Origin of the sequence: Streptomyces qinglanensis (genome assembly GCF_900111245.1) — a bacterium.
GTDB classification, from domain to species: domain Bacteria; phylum Actinomycetota; class Actinomycetes; order Streptomycetales; family Streptomycetaceae; genus Streptomyces; species Streptomyces qinglanensis.
On record NZ_FOGO01000013.1, the window covers coordinates 176,101 to 193,550 of the forward strand.

Annotated in this window: 16 protein-coding genes; 13 read left to right on the top strand and 3 right to left on the bottom strand. The window is 72.9% G+C overall.

Going from position 1 to position 17,450, the window contains the following annotated elements; genetic code table 11:
- Positions 1-10 precede the first annotated feature (10 nt).
- The 6 genes from dxr (at position 11) to BMX65_RS24670 (ending at position 7,398) form a co-directional block, all read left to right on the top strand.
- Positions 11-1,300 carry a 1-deoxy-D-xylulose-5-phosphate reductoisomerase gene (dxr, locus tag BMX65_RS24645; protein ID WP_075002542.1) on the top strand — a complete coding sequence of 430 codons (1,290 nt, stop codon included), beginning with the start codon at positions 11-13 and terminating at the stop codon, positions 1,298-1,300.
- Positions 1,297-2,601, top strand: a complete 1,305-nt coding sequence (locus BMX65_RS24650; protein ID WP_075002543.1) for a M50 family metallopeptidase — start codon at positions 1,297-1,299, stop codon at positions 2,599-2,601. The genes dxr and BMX65_RS24650 overlap by 4 nt, the downstream gene beginning before the upstream one ends.
- Before the next feature lie 166 nt (positions 2,602-2,767).
- Complete coding sequence (ispG, locus tag BMX65_RS24655; RefSeq protein ID WP_075002544.1) at positions 2,768-3,925, top strand: flavodoxin-dependent (E)-4-hydroxy-3-methylbut-2-enyl-diphosphate synthase; 1,158 nt, start codon at positions 2,768-2,770, stop codon at positions 3,923-3,925.
- A gap of 153 nt (positions 3,926-4,078) precedes the next feature.
- Positions 4,079-4,924: a GNAT family N-acetyltransferase gene (locus BMX65_RS24660; protein WP_075002545.1), complete on the top strand. Its 846-nt coding sequence runs from the start codon at positions 4,079-4,081 to the stop codon at positions 4,922-4,924.
- Between the two features lie 72 nt (positions 4,925-4,996).
- Positions 4,997-5,566: a GNAT family N-acetyltransferase gene (locus BMX65_RS24665; protein ID WP_075002546.1), complete on the top strand. Its 570-nt coding sequence runs from the start codon at positions 4,997-4,999 to the stop codon at positions 5,564-5,566.
- A 122-nt stretch (positions 5,567-5,688) separates the two neighbouring features.
- A complete protein-coding gene (locus BMX65_RS24670) occupies positions 5,689-7,398 on the top strand; it encodes a proline--tRNA ligase (RefSeq protein WP_075002547.1) in 1,710 nt (569 codons plus the stop codon).
- 64 nt (positions 7,399-7,462) lie between these two features.
- Here the strand turns inward: BMX65_RS24670 and BMX65_RS24675 are convergent, their stop codons facing one another.
- From BMX65_RS24675 to BMX65_RS24685, 3 genes are all read right to left on the bottom strand, one after another.
- A complete protein-coding gene (locus BMX65_RS24675; RefSeq protein ID WP_075002548.1) occupies positions 7,463-8,416 on the bottom strand; it encodes an aminoglycoside phosphotransferase family protein in 954 nt (317 codons plus the stop codon).
- Between the two features lie 73 nt (positions 8,417-8,489).
- Complete coding sequence (locus tag BMX65_RS24680) at positions 8,490-8,969, bottom strand: ferritin-like domain-containing protein (protein WP_075002549.1); 480 nt, start codon at positions 8,967-8,969, stop codon at positions 8,490-8,492.
- Complete coding sequence (locus BMX65_RS24685) at positions 8,966-9,673, bottom strand: hypothetical protein (RefSeq protein WP_075002550.1); 708 nt, start codon at positions 9,671-9,673, stop codon at positions 8,966-8,968. The genes BMX65_RS24680 and BMX65_RS24685 overlap by 4 nt, the downstream gene beginning before the upstream one ends.
- Before the next feature lie 304 nt (positions 9,674-9,977).
- On the opposite strand from BMX65_RS24685, the gene rimP reads away from it, so the two are divergent.
- The 7 genes from rimP to truB all read left to right on the top strand — a co-directional run bounded on the left by rimP (position 9,978) and on the right by truB (position 17,225).
- Complete coding sequence (gene rimP, locus BMX65_RS24690; protein ID WP_075002551.1) at positions 9,978-10,535, top strand: ribosome maturation factor RimP; 558 nt, start codon at positions 9,978-9,980, stop codon at positions 10,533-10,535.
- Positions 10,536-10,537: 2 nt separating this feature from the next.
- Positions 10,538-11,560, top strand: coding sequence for a transcription termination factor NusA (nusA, locus tag BMX65_RS24695; protein WP_075002552.1), 1,023 nt, complete (start codon positions 10,538-10,540; stop codon positions 11,558-11,560).
- A gap of 117 nt (positions 11,561-11,677) precedes the next feature.
- Complete coding sequence (locus tag BMX65_RS24700) at positions 11,678-11,965, top strand: YlxR family protein (RefSeq protein ID WP_075002553.1); 288 nt, start codon at positions 11,678-11,680, stop codon at positions 11,963-11,965.
- A gap of 152 nt (positions 11,966-12,117) precedes the next feature.
- Positions 12,118-15,216: a translation initiation factor IF-2 gene (gene infB, locus BMX65_RS24705; RefSeq protein WP_075002554.1), complete on the top strand. Its 3,099-nt coding sequence runs from the start codon at positions 12,118-12,120 to the stop codon at positions 15,214-15,216.
- Between the two features lie 196 nt (positions 15,217-15,412).
- Positions 15,413-15,706: a DUF503 domain-containing protein gene (locus BMX65_RS24710; protein WP_075002555.1), complete on the top strand. Its 294-nt coding sequence runs from the start codon at positions 15,413-15,415 to the stop codon at positions 15,704-15,706.
- A gap of 118 nt (positions 15,707-15,824) precedes the next feature.
- Positions 15,825-16,298: a 30S ribosome-binding factor RbfA gene (gene rbfA, locus BMX65_RS24715; protein WP_075002556.1), complete on the top strand. Its 474-nt coding sequence runs from the start codon at positions 15,825-15,827 to the stop codon at positions 16,296-16,298.
- Positions 16,299-16,301: 3 nt separating this feature from the next.
- A complete protein-coding gene (gene truB / locus BMX65_RS24720) occupies positions 16,302-17,225 on the top strand; it encodes a tRNA pseudouridine(55) synthase TruB (protein WP_075002557.1) in 924 nt (307 codons plus the stop codon).
- The last annotated feature ends 225 nt before the right edge of the window (positions 17,226-17,450 follow it).

A 17,450-nucleotide genomic window follows, 5' to 3' on the forward strand; every position in this document is an offset into this window, starting at 1 on the left:
CAATAGGGGCATGACCGACTCCCTCGCTGACCCGCATCTGCGCCACCCCGGCACCGAGCCGTCCGGCAACGGCACGGTGGCAGCGGCGCCGACGGGCGCACCGCGCGACATCGTGATCCTCGGCTCGACGGGTTCGATCGGCACGCAGGCCGTCGACGTCGTGCTGAAGAACCCCGGCCGGTTCCGGGTGACCGCGCTGGCCGCCTCGGGCGGCCGCGTGGACCTGCTCGCCGAGCAGGCACGGCTGCTGCGGGTGGGCACGGTGGCCGTGGCCCGAACGGAGGCGGTGCCCGCGCTGCGCACGGCCCTGCGTGCGGCGTACGGCACCGGAGAGCCGCTGCCCGAGGTGCTGGCGGGGCCGGACGCGGCGACGGAGCTGGCCGGCTCGCCGTGCCACACGGTGCTCAATGGCATCACCGGCTCCATCGGCCTGGCGCCCACCCTGGCGGCGCTGGAGGCAGGACGGATCCTGGCACTGGCCAACAAGGAATCCCTCATCGTCGGCGGACCCCTGGTCAAGGCGCTGGCCCGGCCGGGCCAGATCGTGCCGGTCGACTCGGAGCACTCCGCGCTGTTCCAGGCCCTGCTCGGCGGCACCCGCGCCGAGGTGCGAAAGCTCCTGGTCACCGCCTCGGGCGGCCCGTTCCGCGGGCGCAGCAGGGCTGAGCTGGCCGAGGTGACCCCGCGCGAGGCGATGGCCCACCCGACGTGGGAGATGGGCCCCGTCATCACCGTCAACTCGGCCACCCTGGTCAACAAGGGCCTGGAGGTGATCGAGGCCCATCTGCTGTACGACATCCCGTTCGAGCGCATCCAGGTGGTGGTCCATCCGCAGTCCGCGGTCCACTCGATGGTGGAGTTCACGGACGGCTCCACCCTCGCCCAGTGCGGACCTCCCGACATGCGGCTGCCGATCGCGCTCGGCCTCGGCTGGCCCGAGCGGGTGCCGGACGCCGGACCGGTCTTCTCCTGGACCGAGGCGATGTCCTGGGACTTCTACCCGCTGGACGAGGAGGCGTTCCCCGCCGTCCCGCTGGCGTGCCGGGTGGGCGCGCTGGGCGGAACGGCTCCCGCGGTGTTCAACGCCGCGAACGAGGAGTGCGTCGAGGCGTTTCTGGCCGGAAGGCTGCCGTTCACGGGCATCGTGGATACGGTGGCCGCTGTGGTCGAGGAGCACGGCACGCCGGACGGAACCGGGCTGACCCTTTCCGATGTCCTCGCCGCAGAGAAGTGGGCGCGTGCCCGCGCCCGTGACCTGGCGGCACGGTCCGCCACAGCAACAGCGGAGGCCCGCGCATGACGGCGCTCATGACCATCCTCGGCATAGTCGTCTTCGTCGTCGGCCTGCTGTTCTCCATCGCCTGGCACGAGTTGGGCCACTTCTCCACGGCCAAGATGTTCGGCGTCCGGGTGCCGCAGTTCATGGTCGGCTTCGGCCCCACCCTGTGGTCCAAGCACAAGGGCGAGACCGAGTACGGGATCAAGGCCGTGCCGCTCGGCGGCTACATCCGCATGATCGGCATGTTCCCGCCGGGGGACGACGGCGCCGTGCGGCAGCGCTCCTCCTCGCCGTTCCGCGGCATGATCGAGGACGCCCGCTCGGCCGCGTACGAGGAGCTCAAGCCGGGGGACGAGCACCGGATGCTCTACACCCGCAAGCCGTGGAAGCGCGTCGTCGTGATGTTCGCCGGGCCGTTCATGAACCTGGTGCTGGCCGTGGTGATCTTCCTGCTGGTGCTGATGACCTTCGGCGTCAACACCCAGACCACCACCGTCTCCACGGTCTCGGAGTGCGTGATCCCCGCCTCGGCGCAGACCGACAAGTGCCCCGAGGGCGCCAAGGACTCCCCGGCCAAGGCCGCCGGGCTGCAGCCGGGTGACAAGATCGTCTCCTTCGACGGGAAGCGCGTCGAGGACTGGGGCGCACTCCAGCGGAGCATCCGTGACACCACCGGGCCCGCCACCCTGACCGTCGAGCGGGACGGCGCGCGGCGCACGCTGCACGCGGACCTGATCGAGAACAAGGTGGCCAAATCCGACGGCCACGGCAGCTATGTGCCCGACGAGTACGTCTCCGCCGGGTTCCTCGGCTTCACCCCGGCCAGCGGCGTCGTGCAGCAGTCGTTCCCGCAGGCCGTGGACCGGATGGGCGACATGATGGCCAACGGCGTGGAAGCGCTGATCGCCCTGCCGGGGAAGGTGCCCGACCTGTGGAACGCGGCCTTCGACGGCGCCGAGCGCAAGCAGGACTCGCCGATGGGCGTGGTGGGCGCGGCCCGGGTCGGCGGCGAGGTCTTCTCGCTCGACATCCCGCCGAGCCAGCGGGTGGCGACGATGCTCTTCCTGGTGGCCGGGTTCAATCTGAGCCTGTTCCTGTTCAACATGCTGCCGCTGCTGCCGCTGGACGGCGGACACATCGCGGGGGCCGTGTGGGAGTCGCTCCGGCGGAATCTGGCCAAGGTCTTCCGGCGGCCCGACCCCGGCCCCTTCGACGTCGCCAAGCTGATGCCCCTCGCCTACGTGGTGGCCGGGATCTTCCTGTGCTTCACGCTTCTGGTGCTGGTGGCGGACGTGGTCAATCCGGTCAGACTCACCGGCTGACCCGACCCCGGTCCGACACGCGGACGCCCATGCGATTCCTGCATGGGCGTCATGGAATGCGGCATATTTCCCCGACGATGTGCCCGGTGCGACGGCAGTGCCGTAATCTCGGGGGCCGGAGCCCGCTGAACCCGGGACTGAACGACACCGTTGGGGTTGCACGCTGATGACAGCGATTTCGCTCGGAATGCCGGACGTCCCGGCCAAGCTCGCCGACCGCAGGGTGAGCCGGAAGATCCAGGTAGGACCGGTCGCGGTGGGTGGGGACGCGCCCGTGTCCGTGCAGTCCATGACCACGACCCGCACCGCGGACATCGGCCCGACGCTGCAGCAGATCGCGGAGCTGACGGCGTCCGGCTGCCAGATCGTCCGGGTGGCGTGCCCCACCCAGGACGACGCCGACGCGCTCGCCACGATCGCCCGCAAGTCGCAGATCCCGGTGATCGCCGACATCCACTTCCAGCCGAAGTACGTCTTCCAGGCCATCGACGCCGGCTGTGCGGCCGTCCGGGTGAACCCCGGCAACATCAAGCAGTTCGACGACAAGGTCAAGGAGATCGCCACCGCGGCCTCCGCCGCCGGCACCCCCATCCGGATCGGCGTCAACGCGGGCTCCCTGGACAAGCGGCAGCTGGAGAAGTACGGCAAGGCCACCCCCGAGGCACTGGTCGAGTCCGCGCTCTGGGAGTGCTCGCTCTTCGAGGAGCACGGCTTCCGCGACATCAAGATCTCGGTCAAGCACAACGACCCGGTCGTGATGGTCAACGCCTACCGGCTGCTGGCCCAGCGCTGCGACTACCCGCTGCACCTCGGCGTCACCGAGGCCGGCCCGGCCTTCCAGGGCACCATCAAGTCGGCCGTCGCCTTCGGCGCGCTGCTCAGCGAGGGCATCGGCGACACGATCCGGGTCTCCCTCTCGGCGCCGCCCGCCGAGGAGGTCAAGGTCGGCATCCAGATCCTGGAGTCCCTCGGACTGCGCCAGCGCGGTCTGGAGATCGTCTCCTGCCCGTCCTGCGGCCGCGCCCAGGTCGACGTCTACAAGCTCGCCGACGAGGTCACCGCGGGCCTGGAGGGCATGGACGTGCCGCTGCGCGTCGCCGTCATGGGCTGCGTCGTCAACGGCCCCGGCGAGGCCCGGGAGGCCGACCTCGGCGTCGCCTCCGGCAACGGCAAGGGGCAGATCTTCGTCAAGGGCGAGGTCATCAAGACCGTCCCCGAATCCAAGATCGTCGAGACGCTCATCGACGAGGCCATGAAGATCGCCGAGCAGATGGAGAAGGACGGCATCGCCTCCGGCGAGCCCGTGGTCACCACCGCGGGCTGAGCCCGGCCCGGGACTGCTCCCCGCGGCACCGCAGCCTCGCAGCCGCCGCGCGGCCGGACACGGCCGTGCGGCGGCGCGCTGCTGAGCGCCCGGGTACAGTGCCAGCAGATCGTCCCTTACGCCCGCGGGCCGCACGGTGAGGCACCGAGACCGTTGTTGACCACCACCTCCACCAAGGTCGTCGAACCGGCCGAACTGCAGGACGCGCTCGCCGTCCTGCGCCGGGAGCCGGTCAACAACGCGTTCGTCACGGCCCGCGTGCAGACCGCCGGGCTCGACCCGTGGCGGCTGGGCGGCGAGATGTGGGGCTGGTACCGGGACGGCAGTCTGGAGGCCCTCTGCTACAGCGGCGCCAACCTCGTCCCGCTGTGCGCGGGCCCCGAGGCCGTCCGCGCGTTCGCCGAGCGGGCGCGCCGCCAGGGCCGCCGCTGCTCGTCCATCGTCGGCCCGGCCGGTCCGACCGCCGCGCTGTGGTCCTGGCTGGAGCCGCACTGGGGCCCGGCCCGCGAGGTGCGGGCCAACCAGCCGCTGCTGGTCACCGACCGGGTGCCGCCCGACGTCCCGCCCGATCCGCTGGTGCGCCGCGTCGCCAAGGACGAGATGGACCTCGTGCTGCCCGCCTGCGTGGCCATGTTCACCGAGGAGGTCGGCGTCTCGCCGCTCGCCGGGGACGGCGGACTCGTCTACCAGGCACGGGTCGCCGAGCTCGTCGGCACCGGACGCTCCTTCGCCCGCATCGAGGACGGCCGGGTCGTCTTCAAGGCCGAGATCGGCGCCGTCACCCCCTACGCCTGCCAGATCCAGGGCGTCTGGGTGGCACCGGACCGGCGCGGCGAGGGCCTCTCGGAGACCGGCATGGCCGCCGTCGTCGACCACGCGCTGCGCGACGTCTCCCCGCTCGTCAGCCTCTACGTCAACGACTTCAACGCGCCCGCCCGCGCCGCCTACCGCCGCGTCGGCTTCCGTGAGGCCGGCGCGTTCATGAGCGTCCTGTTCTGAGCCCGCCCGCCGGTGCGACCGCGCTGCGCGGCCTCTTCGCGCGGGCCCGGCCGAGGAAGTAGCCTCCCGGCCATGCCGCACACAGCCGGGAGATCGCTCCCGGACCCCCGGAGCGTGGTCACCGGCCCGCTCGACCTCGCCGTCCGCGTCGACGAGGCGCTGGCCGTCCAGGCCGTCGCCTTCGGACTGACCGACGACGAGATCGGCATCCGCAGGCACATCGTGCTGCGGCACATGGCCTCGCCGGGTGCGCGGGCGCTGGGCGCCGCGACCGAGGAGGGCCGGCTGGTCGGCTTCGTCTACGGGATGCCGAACGACCGCTCCCAGTGGTGGTCGACGGTGGTGGAGCCCTACCTGCGCCGGCACGGCTGCCAGGACTGGCTGGACGACACCTTCGTGATCACGGAGCTGCATGTGCACCCCGCCTTCCAGCACCGCGGCATCGGACGCGAGCTGATCACCCGGCTCACCGACGCCGCCACCGAACCGCGGTCCCTGCTGTCGGCCCTCGACCTCGACAGCCCGGCCCGCGCCCTCTACCGCAGCCTGGGATACCGCGACCTGGCCCGCCGGGTGCAGTTCCCCAGCGCCCCGCAGCCGTACGCGGTCATGGGCGCGTGGCTGCCGCTGGCGCGGGCCTGAGCCGGGCGGCCGGCACAGCCGCCGCCCGGCATCTCGTTTCCGTGCTGCCGGTCCGGGCCGATAGGCTCCGTGGCGACGTGTTCCGTCACTCATCGCGAGTACAGCCCCGAGCAGGAGTCCCCATGGCAGCCCGTGTCCAGCGTTTGTCCAGGTCGATGCTGAAGACGCTGCGTGACGACCCGGCCGACGCGGAGACACTCAGCCACAAGCTGCTGGTCCGTGCCGGATTCGTGCGCCGCACCGCAGCCGGGATCTGGACGTGGCTCCCGCTGGGCAAGCAGGTGCTGGAGAACGTCACCCGCGTCGTCCGCGAGGAGATGGACGCCATCGGCGGCCAGGAGGTACTGCTCCCGGCGCTGCTGCCCAAGGAGCCCTACGAGGTTTCCGGCCGCTACGAGGAGTACGGCGACCTGCTCTTCCGTCTCAAGGACCGGAAGGGCGGCGACTACCTGCTCGGCCCCACGCACGAGGAGATCTTCACCCAGGTCGTCAAGGACCAGTGCACCTCGTACAAGGACCTGCCGGTCACGGTCTACCAGATCCAGACCAAGTACCGCGACGAGGCCCGCCCCCGCTCCGGCATCCTGCGCGGGCGCGAGTTCACCATGAAGGACTCCTACTCCTTCGACGTCTCCGACGAGGGCCTGGCCGAGTCCTACGCCGCGCACCGCGTCGCCTACCGGCGCATCTTCGAGCGCCTGGGCCTGGACTACCGCATCGTCTCGGCGGTCTCCGGGGCCATGGGCGGCTCCGCCTCGGAGGAGTTCCTGGCGCCCGCCGCGGCCGGCGAGGACACCTTCGTGCAGTGCCCGCAGTGCGGCTACGCGGCGAACACCGAGGCCGTCTCGGTCACGCTCCAGCCCGCCTCGACCGAGGGCCACGACCCGGTCGAGAAGCTGGACACCCCCGACACGCCCACCATCGAGGCGCTCGCCGCGCACCTGGGCGTGCCCGCCTCGGCGACCCTGAAGAACCTGCTGGTCAAGGTGGACGGCGAGATCACCGCGGTCGGCGTCCCCGGCGACCGCGAGGTGGATCTGGGCAAGCTCGGCGAGCAGCTCGCACCCGCCACCGTCGAACTGGTCACCGCGGAGGACTTCGAGGGCCGCCGGGACCTGGTCCGCGGCTACGTGGGACCGCAGGGCGGCATGGCCGGCAAGGCGTTCCGCTACCTCGCCGACCCGCGGGTGGCGCCCGGCACCTCCTGGATCACGGGCGCCAACGAGGAGGGCCGGCACGCCCGCAACGTGGTCTGCGGACGGGACTTCGAGGTCGACCAGTACCTCGACGTCGTCGTGGTCGAGCCGGGCGACCCCTGCCCGGAGTGCGGCGCCGGCATCGAGCTGGACCGCGCCATCGAGATCGGCCACATCTTCCAGCTCGGCCGCAAGTACGCCGACGCGTTCGAGCTCGACGTGCTCGGCAAGGACGGCAAGCCGGTCCGCGTGACGATGGGCTCCTACGGCATCGGCGTCTCGCGCGCCGTGGCCGCGCTGGCCGAGCAGCACGCCGACGAGCACGGCCTGTACTGGCCGCGCGAGGTGGCGCCCGCCGATGTGCACGTGGTCGCGGCGGGCAAGGCGCAGCAGACCGAGGCCGCGCTGGAGATCGCCGACCGGCTCGGCGCCGCGGGCGTCCGGGTGCTGGTGGACGACCGCACGAGCGTCTCCCCGGGGGTGAAGTTCACCGACGCCGAACTGATCGGGGTGCCGACCATCCTGATCGCCGGGCGGGGCATCAAGGACGGCCGCGTGGAGCTCAAGGACCGGCGCACCGGCGAGCGCGAGGAGCTCCCGGTCGAGGAGGCCCTCGCGCGGCTCACCCAGGGCTGACCGCGCTCACCGGGCACTGACCTGGTCCGGCCCGGTGCGGGATCTCCGCACCGGGCCGGACGCGTCACAGCCAGGCCGCGAACTCCAGCAGCATCTCCGCGTCCGCGGTGCCGCCGCCCGCGTACTGCCGGCACGCGGACTCGACCGCGCGGTAGAGCGTCCAGTGCCGCACCCGTTCGCGCGGCACGTCCAGCGAGTCGGCGAGCTTGTTGACGCGGCGACGGGTGGCGGCCGGGGCCCCGCTGGAGGCCATCAGGTCGTGCAGCCGGTCGCGCACCAGCCGGGCCAGGTCGTAGGCGGGCTCGCCCACCAGAGGATCGGGTCCCACCGTCAGCCAGTGCGCCCGCTCGCCGGAGCCGGCGGCGGCCAGCACGGCACCCTGGCGGAAGTCCCCGTGCAGCAGCACCGCCTCGCCCTCGGCTGGTTCGGCCAGCATCGCCGCGCGCGCCTCCAGCGCAGCGGCCACCAGCGGTTCGGCGTCCGGGGGCACCGAGGAACGCATCTGCGCCGCCTCCTGCGCGGTGTGCTCGGCGACCGTCTCCAGGCCGTGGCCCGCGGGCGGCGGCACCCACAGCCGCCGCACCACCGAGACCGCCTCCAGCGTCGCCTTGGCCTCCGCCAGCGACCGCAACGACACCTCGCAGCGCAGCCGCTCCAGCAGCAGTACGCCCTCCTCCGGCGCTGCCCGCAGCACCCGTACGGCACCGAGCCCGTGCCAGGCGGTCAGCGCCGCGTACTCGCGCGCGGTCCGCACCTGCGCGGGCGCCCCGTCCGGCGCCGGCAGCTTGAGGGCCGCCGGGGTGCCGTCGGCCTGCCGCACCAGCACCACCACGCTGCTGCGCCCGCCCGGAGTCACCACCCGTTCGGCCTCCAGCTCCCACTCCCGGAGCCACCGCTCCAGCAGTGCGGGGAGCTCCCGCAGCCAGTTCTGCGCCGCAGCGACCGCAGGGGCGCCCGGCTGGGCGGCCAGCGCGCGCGACAGCCGCTGCGGGGGTTCGAGGGGCAGCACGGAAGCCATTCCGGACGGGCCTTTCGTCAGGACTCTCGGGAGCATTCTCGGGGGGTGCGCACGGACCGCGCGCACGGCGGGATCACAGCGCGCCGGGGACGGCCGAGCCGTCCGGCGCCCCCGAGGGGGAGGCCGGTGAGTCCCCGGCGCCCAGCTCGGTCAGGCCCGGGAAGGCCACCCCGCCGCCCTTCCAGCGGACGGAGCGGACCGCGGCCTCGCGCAGTGCGTCGGCAGCCGTGCGCCGCCGTGCCCCCTCGCTTGCCCGCACCAGGTCCGCGTACACCCCGGCGACGCGGTCCTCCAACTGGGCGGCGAGCCGCACGGCCGCCGCGCTGTCCGGGACGGCGAAGGGCAGCGCGTAGGCGGCGGCGGCCGGTTCCGGCTCGCCGCCCAGCGCGCGGACGGTGCGGCGCAGCACGTCCCGGCGCGCCCGGTGCGCCTCGTAGCACTCCCGGGCCTCGCCCCTGCGGTCCTCGTCGATCCGGCCGCCGACGACCCCGTAGCCGTAGACGGCGGCATGCTCGGCGCGCAACGCCGCCTGCGCAGCGGTCAGTTCCGTCATCCCTCCGCCGCCCTCTCCCGGCGCGGCCCGGCCTCGTCGGCCATGCCGTCGTCCGCGCTCCCGCCGTCGTCTCCGCTGCCGGTGTCCTTGCCCCGCTGGTCGAGGAGGTATCCGTGCGCCGAGCCGCAGGCGGCCACCGAGGCGAGCAGCCGGGCGAGCTCGGGCGGCGCACCGTCCAGTGCCTTGGTGCGGGTGTCGGCCAACTGCCGTTCCGCCCTGGCCAGCGCCGCGAGCGCCGCTTCGGGGCTCTTTGGCACGGAGGCGGTGTCCGGGCCGGGCGGGCCTTCGGAGGCGCCGGTGCGCCCGCCTGGCTGCACGGAGCGGTCGGTGCCCGGCGCGCCGGAGGGGCTGCGGGAGCCGCGCGCGCCGGGGGAGGGGGACCGGGTGCCGGGCTCCCCGTCGCGCAGCACCCGCACGTGGCGGAGGACCTCCTCGCGCAGCGGCCGCAGCGGTGCGGCCAGTGCCGGGTGCACCTTGGTCGTGCCGTCGTAGCGGGCCAGCAGGTGTTCGCTGTCGCGGGCCGCGCTGCTGCGCAGCCGCCGTGCCGCGTCCGCACCGGCGCCGTCGGCGTCTCCCGCCGCCTCCCCGCTGGTGCATGCAGCGAGGAGCGGCAGCCCGAACGCCGCGCCGGTGGTGCCCAGGGCGCCGGTCAGCAGCGCTCTGCGGCGCGGCCGCGCCGCCGCCGGTGACGGCATCAGCGACATGTGCACTCCCTGGATGTGGGCGAACGGACGGCCAGACGGACTGCGGCCTCGCCCGGGTTCGTGACCGCGGTGGCGCGCCGGTCACGCCCCGCGAGGGTACCCGGGGTTCTTCCCGCGGCTGCCCGCGGCCACCCCTGCCGGCCCGGGTCCGCACCCGGACGCCGCACACAGCGGTGAGGCTGCGCACAGCCGTGCGTTGCGCCACCGGGTCGGCGCAGCGCGCCACAGACGATAGGCTTGGGCGGCGACACGCCCTTGTCACAAGGCCCCCTACAACAGCACACGCGGCCGAGGAGTCACCCGGATGAGCACCACCCAGAGCGAGAGGCTGCGCGGACTGCTGGAACCGCTCGTCAGCAAGAGGGGGTTGGATCTCGAAGAGATCGATGTGACCCCGGCGGGAAAGCGGCGCGTCCTGCGTGTCGTGGTGGACGCCGACGACGGGGTCCAACTGGACACCTGCGCGGAGCTGAGCCGCGCCTGTTCCGAAGTGCTCGACGAGAGCGACGCGATGGGCGGCGCCCCGTACGTGCTGGAAGTCACTTCTCCCGGGGCCGACCGGCCGCTGAGCGAGCTGCGGCACTACCGCCGCGCCGTCGGGCGGCTGGTGAAGGCGCAGCTCACCGATGCCGCCGGCGGCGGGGAGCTGACCGCCCGCCTGACCGCTGTCGACGACGAGGGCCTCGACCTGGAGGTGCCCGGGGTCAAGGGGCGCAAGCCCACCGCCCGCAGGCTCGCCTTCGACGAGATCGCCAAGGCGCGGGTCGAGATCGAGTTCAACCCCAAGGCCGCACAGCAGCGGCGCATGTCCGCGGACGGCGACGCCGAAGCCGCCGGGAACGAGAACGAGGAGGAGGCGTAGCCGTGGACATCGACATGAGTGCCCTGCGCGGGCTGGTCAGGGAGAAGGAGATCTCGCTCGACCTGCTGGTCGAGGCGATCGAGTCGGCCCTCCTCATCGCGTACCACCGCACGGAGGGCAGCAGGCGCGACGCGCGCGTGGAGCTGGACCGCAAGACGGGCCACGTCACGGTGTGGGCCAAGGAGAGCGCCGAGGAGCTCGAAGAGGGCGCGGAGCCGCGGGAGTTCGACGACACTCCCACCGGGTTCGGCCGGATCGCCGCGACGACGGCCAAGCAGGTCATCCTGCAGCGGCTGCGGGACGCCGAGGAGGAGGTCACCTTCGGCGAGTACGCGGGCCGCGAGGGCGACGTCGTGGCGGGCGTCGTCCAGCAGGGCAAGGACCCCAAGAGCGTGCTGGTGGACATCGGCAAGCTGGAGGCCATCCTGCCGCCGCAGGAGCAGGTGCCCGGGGAGGAGTACGGGCACGGCACCCGGCTGCGGACCTACGTGGTCCGGGTGGTCAAGGGCGTGCGCGGCCCCTCGGTGACGCTGTCGCGCACCCACCCCAACCTGGTCAAGAAGCTCTTCGAGCTGGAGGTCCCGGAGATCGCGGACGGCTCGGTGGAGATCTCGGCCATCGCCCGCGAGGCGGGTCACCGCACCAAGATCGCTGTACGGTCGGCCCGCTCCGGGCTCAACGCCAAGGGCGCCTGCATCGGCCCGATGGGCGGCCGGGTGCGCAACGTGATGGCGGAGTTGCACGGTGAGAAGATCGACATCGTGGACTGGTCCGAGGACCCGGCCGAGCTGGTCGCCAACGCCCTCTCCCCGGCGCGGGTGAGCAAGGTCGAGATCCTCGACCTCGCGGCCCGGTCCGCCCGGGTCACCGTGCCCGACTACCAGCTCTCGCTGGCGATCGGCAAGGAAGGGCAGAACGCCCGGCTCGCCGCGCGCCTCACCGGCTGGCGCATCGACATCCGCCCGGACACCGCCGACGCGGCAGGGGACGAACCGGCTCCGGAGCGCCCCGCCGAGCACAGCTGAACCGGGACCGGTCCGGTCACCGCGCGCGGTCGGATGCGCACGGACCGGATCGCCGACGACTGACGGTGCCCTTACCCCCCAACGGGTTTCGGGGCTTCGGGGAGGTAGACTTAAGCAGTGTCTGGCCGGACGCGTGGTCGGGCGTGCCCTCAGCGGACCTGTGTCGGCTGCCGGGAGCGCACCGACAAGCAAGGTCTGCTGCGGGTGGTGCTGATCGGGGGAAGCCTGATCCCCGATCTTCGCGGTAGGCTGCCCGGTCGGGGTGCGTATGTGCACTCCGTGCCGTCCTGCCTCGAGCAGGCAGTCCGGCGCCGGGCATTCAACCGGGCCTTCCGGGGTCCGGGTCCGTTCGACCTCGCAGATCTGCGGGAGCACGTGGAGCGGAACGCACAGCAAGCACCGTAGGAGCCCGTACGGAACCTCCGTACCGGGAGAGGTACCTCGCGAGTGGGAAGTAGGTCGAGATTGCGATGAGCACTCGATGAGTACGCGATGAGTACGCCCATGCATCAGTAGCGAAGGTCCGGCGGACGACCCCCCGGGCCGTAAGGAGCGAAGTGGCTAAGGTCCGGGTATACGAACTCGCCAAGGAACTTGGAGTCGAGAGCAAGGTCGTCATGGCCAAGCTCCAGGAACTCGGTGAATTCGTCCGTTCGGCGTCCTCGACGATCGAGGCGCCGGTAGTCCGCAAATTGACAGACGCGTTCGACGCGGGCTCTGGCTCAGGTGCCAAGAAGTCCGCGGCGAAGCCTGCGGCGCCGAAGAAGGCCGCCGCACCGACCCCCGCGCCCAAGCCGGGCGCACCGAAGCCGGGTGCGCCGAAGCCCGGCGCCCCCAAGCCGGGCCCCGCGGCCCCGGTGACCCCTGCCCCGAGCCCCGCACAGGGTGAGACGGGCGCTGCCGAGGCGCCCAAGCCCGGCGCCCCGAAGCCCGGTGCGCCCAAGCCGGGGCCCGCGCAGCCCGCCGCGCCCGCGAAGCCGGACTTCCAGGCGCCGCCCGCCGCGCCGGGAGCCCCCAAGCCGGGTCAGGCCCCGAAGCCGGGCCAGGCACCCAAGCCGGGGCAGGCCCCCAAGCCGGGCGGCCAGGGCCGTCCGCAGGGCGGTCAGGCGCCGAAGCCGGGTCAGGCTCCCAAGCCGGGCGGGCGCCCCTCCGGCCCGCGCCCGGGCAACAACCCCTTCACCTCCGGTGGCTCCACCGGTATGGCGCGTCCCCAGTCGCCGCGCTCCGGCGGTGCGCCCAAGCCGGGTGCCCCGAAGCCCGGTGCGCCCAAGCCCGGTCAGGGCCAGGGTCAGGGCCAGGGCCAGGGCGGAGCCGGCCAGGCCGGTCCGCGTCCGCAGGCTCCGGGCGGCGGTCGCGCCACGCCGGGCAACATGCCCCGTCCGCAGGCCCCGCAGGGCGGCGGCCCGCGTCCCGGCGGCGGCGGCAACCGTCCGAACCCGGGCATGATGCCGCAGCGTCCCGCTGCCGGCCCGCGTCCCGGCCCCGGCCGCGGCGGCCCCGGCGGCGGTGGCCGTCCGGGTGGCGGCGGTCGTCCGGGCGGCGGCGGTTTCGCCGGTCGTCCCGGTGGCGGCGGCGGTGGCCGTCCGGGTGGCGGCGGCGGTTTCGCCGGTCGTCCCGGTGGCGGCGGCGGTGGCCGTCCGGGTGGCGGCGGCGGTTTCGCCGGTCGTCCCGGTGGCGGTGGCCGCCCCGGTTTCGCCGGTCGTCCGGGCGGTCCCGGTGGCCGCGGTGGCACCCAGGGTGCGTTCGGCCGCCCCGGCGGTCCGGCCCGTCGCGGCCGCAAGTCGAAGCGGCAGCGGCGCCAGGAGTACGAGCAGATGCAGGCGCCGTCGGTCGGCGGCGTGATGCTGCCGCGCGGCAAGGGCGAGATCGTCCGGCTGTCGCGCGGTGCCTCGCTCACGGACTTCGCGGAGAAGATCAACGCCAACCCGGCGTCGCTGGTCCAGGTGATGTTCAACCTGGGCGAGATGGTCACCGCGACCCAGTCCGTCTCCGACGAGACGCTGAACCTCCTCGGCGAGGAGATGAACTACGTCGTCCAGATCGTCAGCCCGGAGGAGGAGGACCGCGAGCTTCTCGAGTCCTTCGACATCGAGTTCGGCGAGGACGAGGGTGGCGAGACGGCACTCGTGGCGCGTCCGCCGGTGGTGACCGTCATGGGTCACGTCGACCACGGTAAGACGAGGCTGCTGGACGCGATCCGGAAGACCAACGTCATCGAGGGCGAGGCCGGCGGCATCACCCAGCACATCGGTGCCTACCAGGCGTCGACCGAGGTGAACGACGAAGAGCGCAAGATCACCTTCATCGACACCCCCGGTCACGAGGCCTTCACCGCCATGCGTGCCCGCGGTGCCAAGTCGACCGACATCGCGATCCTCGTGGTCGCGGCCAACGACGGCGTGATGCCGCAGACGATCGAGGCGCTCAACCACGCCAAGGCGGCCGAGGTGCCGATCGTCGTCGCGGTCAACAAGATCGACGTCGAGGGTGCCGACCCCACCAAGGTCCGCGGCCAGCTGACCGAGTACGGGCTGGTGGCCGAGGAGTACGGCGGCGACACGATGTTCGTCGACATCTCCGCGCGCCAGGGGCTGAACATCGAGGAGCTCCTCGAGGCCGTGGTCCTGACCGCGGACGCCTCGCTCGACCTGCGGGCCAACCCCGAACAGGACGCGCAGGGTCTCGCCATCGAGGCCCACCTCGACCGCGGCCGCGGCGCCGTGGCGACCGTCCTGGTCCAGCGCGGCACGCTGCGGGTCGGCGAGACCATGGTCGTGGGCGACGCCTACGGCCGGGTGCGCGCGATGCTCGACGACAAGGGCGAGAACATCAAGGAAGCGGGTCCCTCGACCCCCGTCCTGGTGCTCGGTCTCACCAACGTCCCGGGCGCCGGCGACAACTTCCTGGTGGTGGACGAGGACCGCACGGCACGGCAGATCGCCGAGAAGCGCGCTGCGCGCGAGCGCAACGCGGCCTTCGCCAAGCGGACCCGCCGCGTCTCCCTGGAGGACCTGGACAAGGTGCTCAAGGCGGGCGAGGTGCAGCAGCTCAACCTCATCATCAAGGGCGACGCGTCCGGTTCGGTGGAGGCCCTGGAGTCCTCGCTCCTCCAGCTCGACGTCGGCGAGGAGGTGGACCTGCGCATCCTGCACCGCGGGGTGGGTGCGGTCACCGAGACCGACATCGACCTGGCGACCGGCTCCGACGCCATCGTGATCGGCTTCAACGTCCGCGCCGAGGGGCGCGCGACCCAGCTGGCCGAGCGCGAGGGTGTGGACGTCCGGTACTACTCGGTGATCTACCAGGTCATCGAGGAGATCGAGGCGGCGCTCAAGGGCATGCTCAAGCCCGAGTACGAAGAGGTCGAGCTGGGCACGGCGGAGATCCGCGAGGTCTTCCGCTCGTCCAAGCTGGGCAACATCGCCGGTGTCCTCATCCGCTCCGGCGAGGTGCGCAGGAACACCAAGGCCCGCGTCATCCGGGACGGCAAGGTCGTGGCGGAGAACCTCAACATCGAGGGCCTGCGCCGCTTCAAGGACGATGTCACCGAGATCCGCGAAGGCTTCGAGGGCGGTATCAACCTCGGGAACTTCAACGACATCAAGGTCGACGACGTCATCGCGACGTACGAGATGCGGGAGAAGCCGCGCGGCTGATCCCTGCGGAGGCACCCCGTGCGGAGCGCCGTTCACCGCGAGTGGTGATCGGGCGATGTACGGGACCGGGGCCGACCGGCGGAGTATTTCCGTCGATCGGCCCCGGCCGTTGCGTGTACGGTGCCAGTGCATTCCACGCCCCCAGCCACCGCTGGGCGGCAACCCAAGGCCCCACGGGTGGCATGACCCGGACTGTATGTACGTAGGGACGCTGTCCTTCGACCTGCTTCTCGGCGACGTGCGGTCGCTCAAGGAGAAGCGCTCCGTCGTCCGCCCCATCGTCGCCGAACTGCAGCGCAAGTACGCGGTCAGCGTCGCCGAGACGGGCGAGCAGGACCTCTATCGCAGAGCCCACATCGGACTGGCCGCGGTGTCCGGTGACGCGGGGCACCTCAGCGACCTGCTGGACCGCTGCGAGCGGCTGGTCGCCGGGCGCCCCGAAGTGGAACTGCTCTCCGTGCGGCGGCAGTTCCATGGCGACGACGCATAGCACCACAGCAGCCGCGGCCGTCGCCGCGGCGGAGAACGCAGAACGTCAGCAGACGCAGCAGACGCAGAGAGAACGCAGCAGCGCGTGAGCGCGAGGCGCAGAGCAAGGAGACGGACCAGTGGCCGACAATGCGCGGGCGAAGAGGCTGGCGGACCTCATCCGTGAGGTGGTCGCCGAGAAGCTGCACCGCGGGATCAAAGACCCCCGGCTCGGCACCCAGGTGACCGTCACGGACACCCGGGTCACCGGCGACCTGAGGGAGGCGACGGTCTTCTACACCGTGTACGGCGACGAGGAGGACCGCAAGGCGGCCGCGGCCGGACTGGAGAGCGCCAAGGGCGTGCTCCGCTCCGCCGTCGGCTCGGCGGCGGGCATCAAGCACACCCCGAGCCTGACGTTCGTCGCGGACGCGCTCCCGGAGAACGCCAAGACGATCGACGAGGCGCTCGCCCGCGCGCGGGCCGCCGACGAGGAGGTCCGCAAGGCGTCCTCCGGCGCCTCGTACGCAGGTGAGGCCGACCCCTACCGCAAGCCGGGCGAGTCCGCCCTCGAGGGCGGGGACGGCGGAGACGGCGAGGACGAGAGCGCCTGATCCGTGGCACGCAGGAGAGACAACGGCCCCGGCGGACTGCTCGTCGTCGACAAGCCCGCCGGGTTCACCTCGCACGACGTCGTGGCCAAGGTGCGCGGTATGGCCCGCACCCGGCGGGTCGGCCACGCGGGAACACTCGACCCGATGGCCACCGGCGTGCTGGTCCTCGGCACCGAACGGGCCACCCGGCTGCTCGGCCACCTCGCCCTGACGGAGAAGGAGTACGTCGCCACCCTCCGGCTCGGGCAGGAGACCGTGACGGAGGACGCCGAGGGGGAGATCACCGCAGCGCGGGGCGCCGAGGACGTCGACCGGCAACGGCTGGACGCGGCCGTCAGCGCCCAGACCGGCGCCATCTCGCAGGTGCCCTCCGCGGTCAGCGCCGTGAAGGTGGACGGCAAGCGCGCCTACGCCCGGGTCCGCGAGGGCGAGGAGGTGGAGCTGGCCGCCCGCCCGGTCACCGTCTCCTCGTTCCAGGTGCACGATGTGCGCCCGGACACCGCCGAGGACGGCACACCCGTCACGGACGTACTGGTCTCGGTGGTGTGCTCGTCCGGCACCTATGTGCGCGCACTCGCCCGCGACGTGGGCGCGGAACTGGGCACAGGCGGCCATCTGACCGCGCTGCGGCGCACCCGGGTCGGCCCCTACGGCCTGGACGGCGCGCACACCGTGGAGCAGTTGCAGCAGTTCGTGGACGCCGAGGAGCCGCTGCCCGTGCTGCCGCTGGGTGACGCCGCGGCGGCCGCGTTCTCCCGCTGGGACATCGACGAGGAGCAGGCGCGTCTCATCGGCAACGGCGTGCAACTGCGGATGCCCCGCGGCAGCGGACCGGGCCCCGTCGCGGTGTTCGGCCCGGGCGGGCAGTTCGTCGCCCTGGTGGAGGAGCGCGAGGGCCGGGCCAGGAGCCTGGCCGTCTTCGTGTGAGGCCCGCCCCCGCCGCCCCGGGCAGGTGCCCCGCGGGAGGCGGCGGCACGCAGGGCGGGCGTGCCGCGGTGGCCCCGGTGCCCGGCGCCCGGAGCCGGCGGGTGCCGCGCCGCCCGGCACGTCCGGAGGTGGGTCCCTGCGGGCCGCACCGGTGGGGCATGGCACCCTTGGACCGGCGGAACCCGCCGTCATCACCAACGGCACAGGCACTGGCGAACTAGGTAG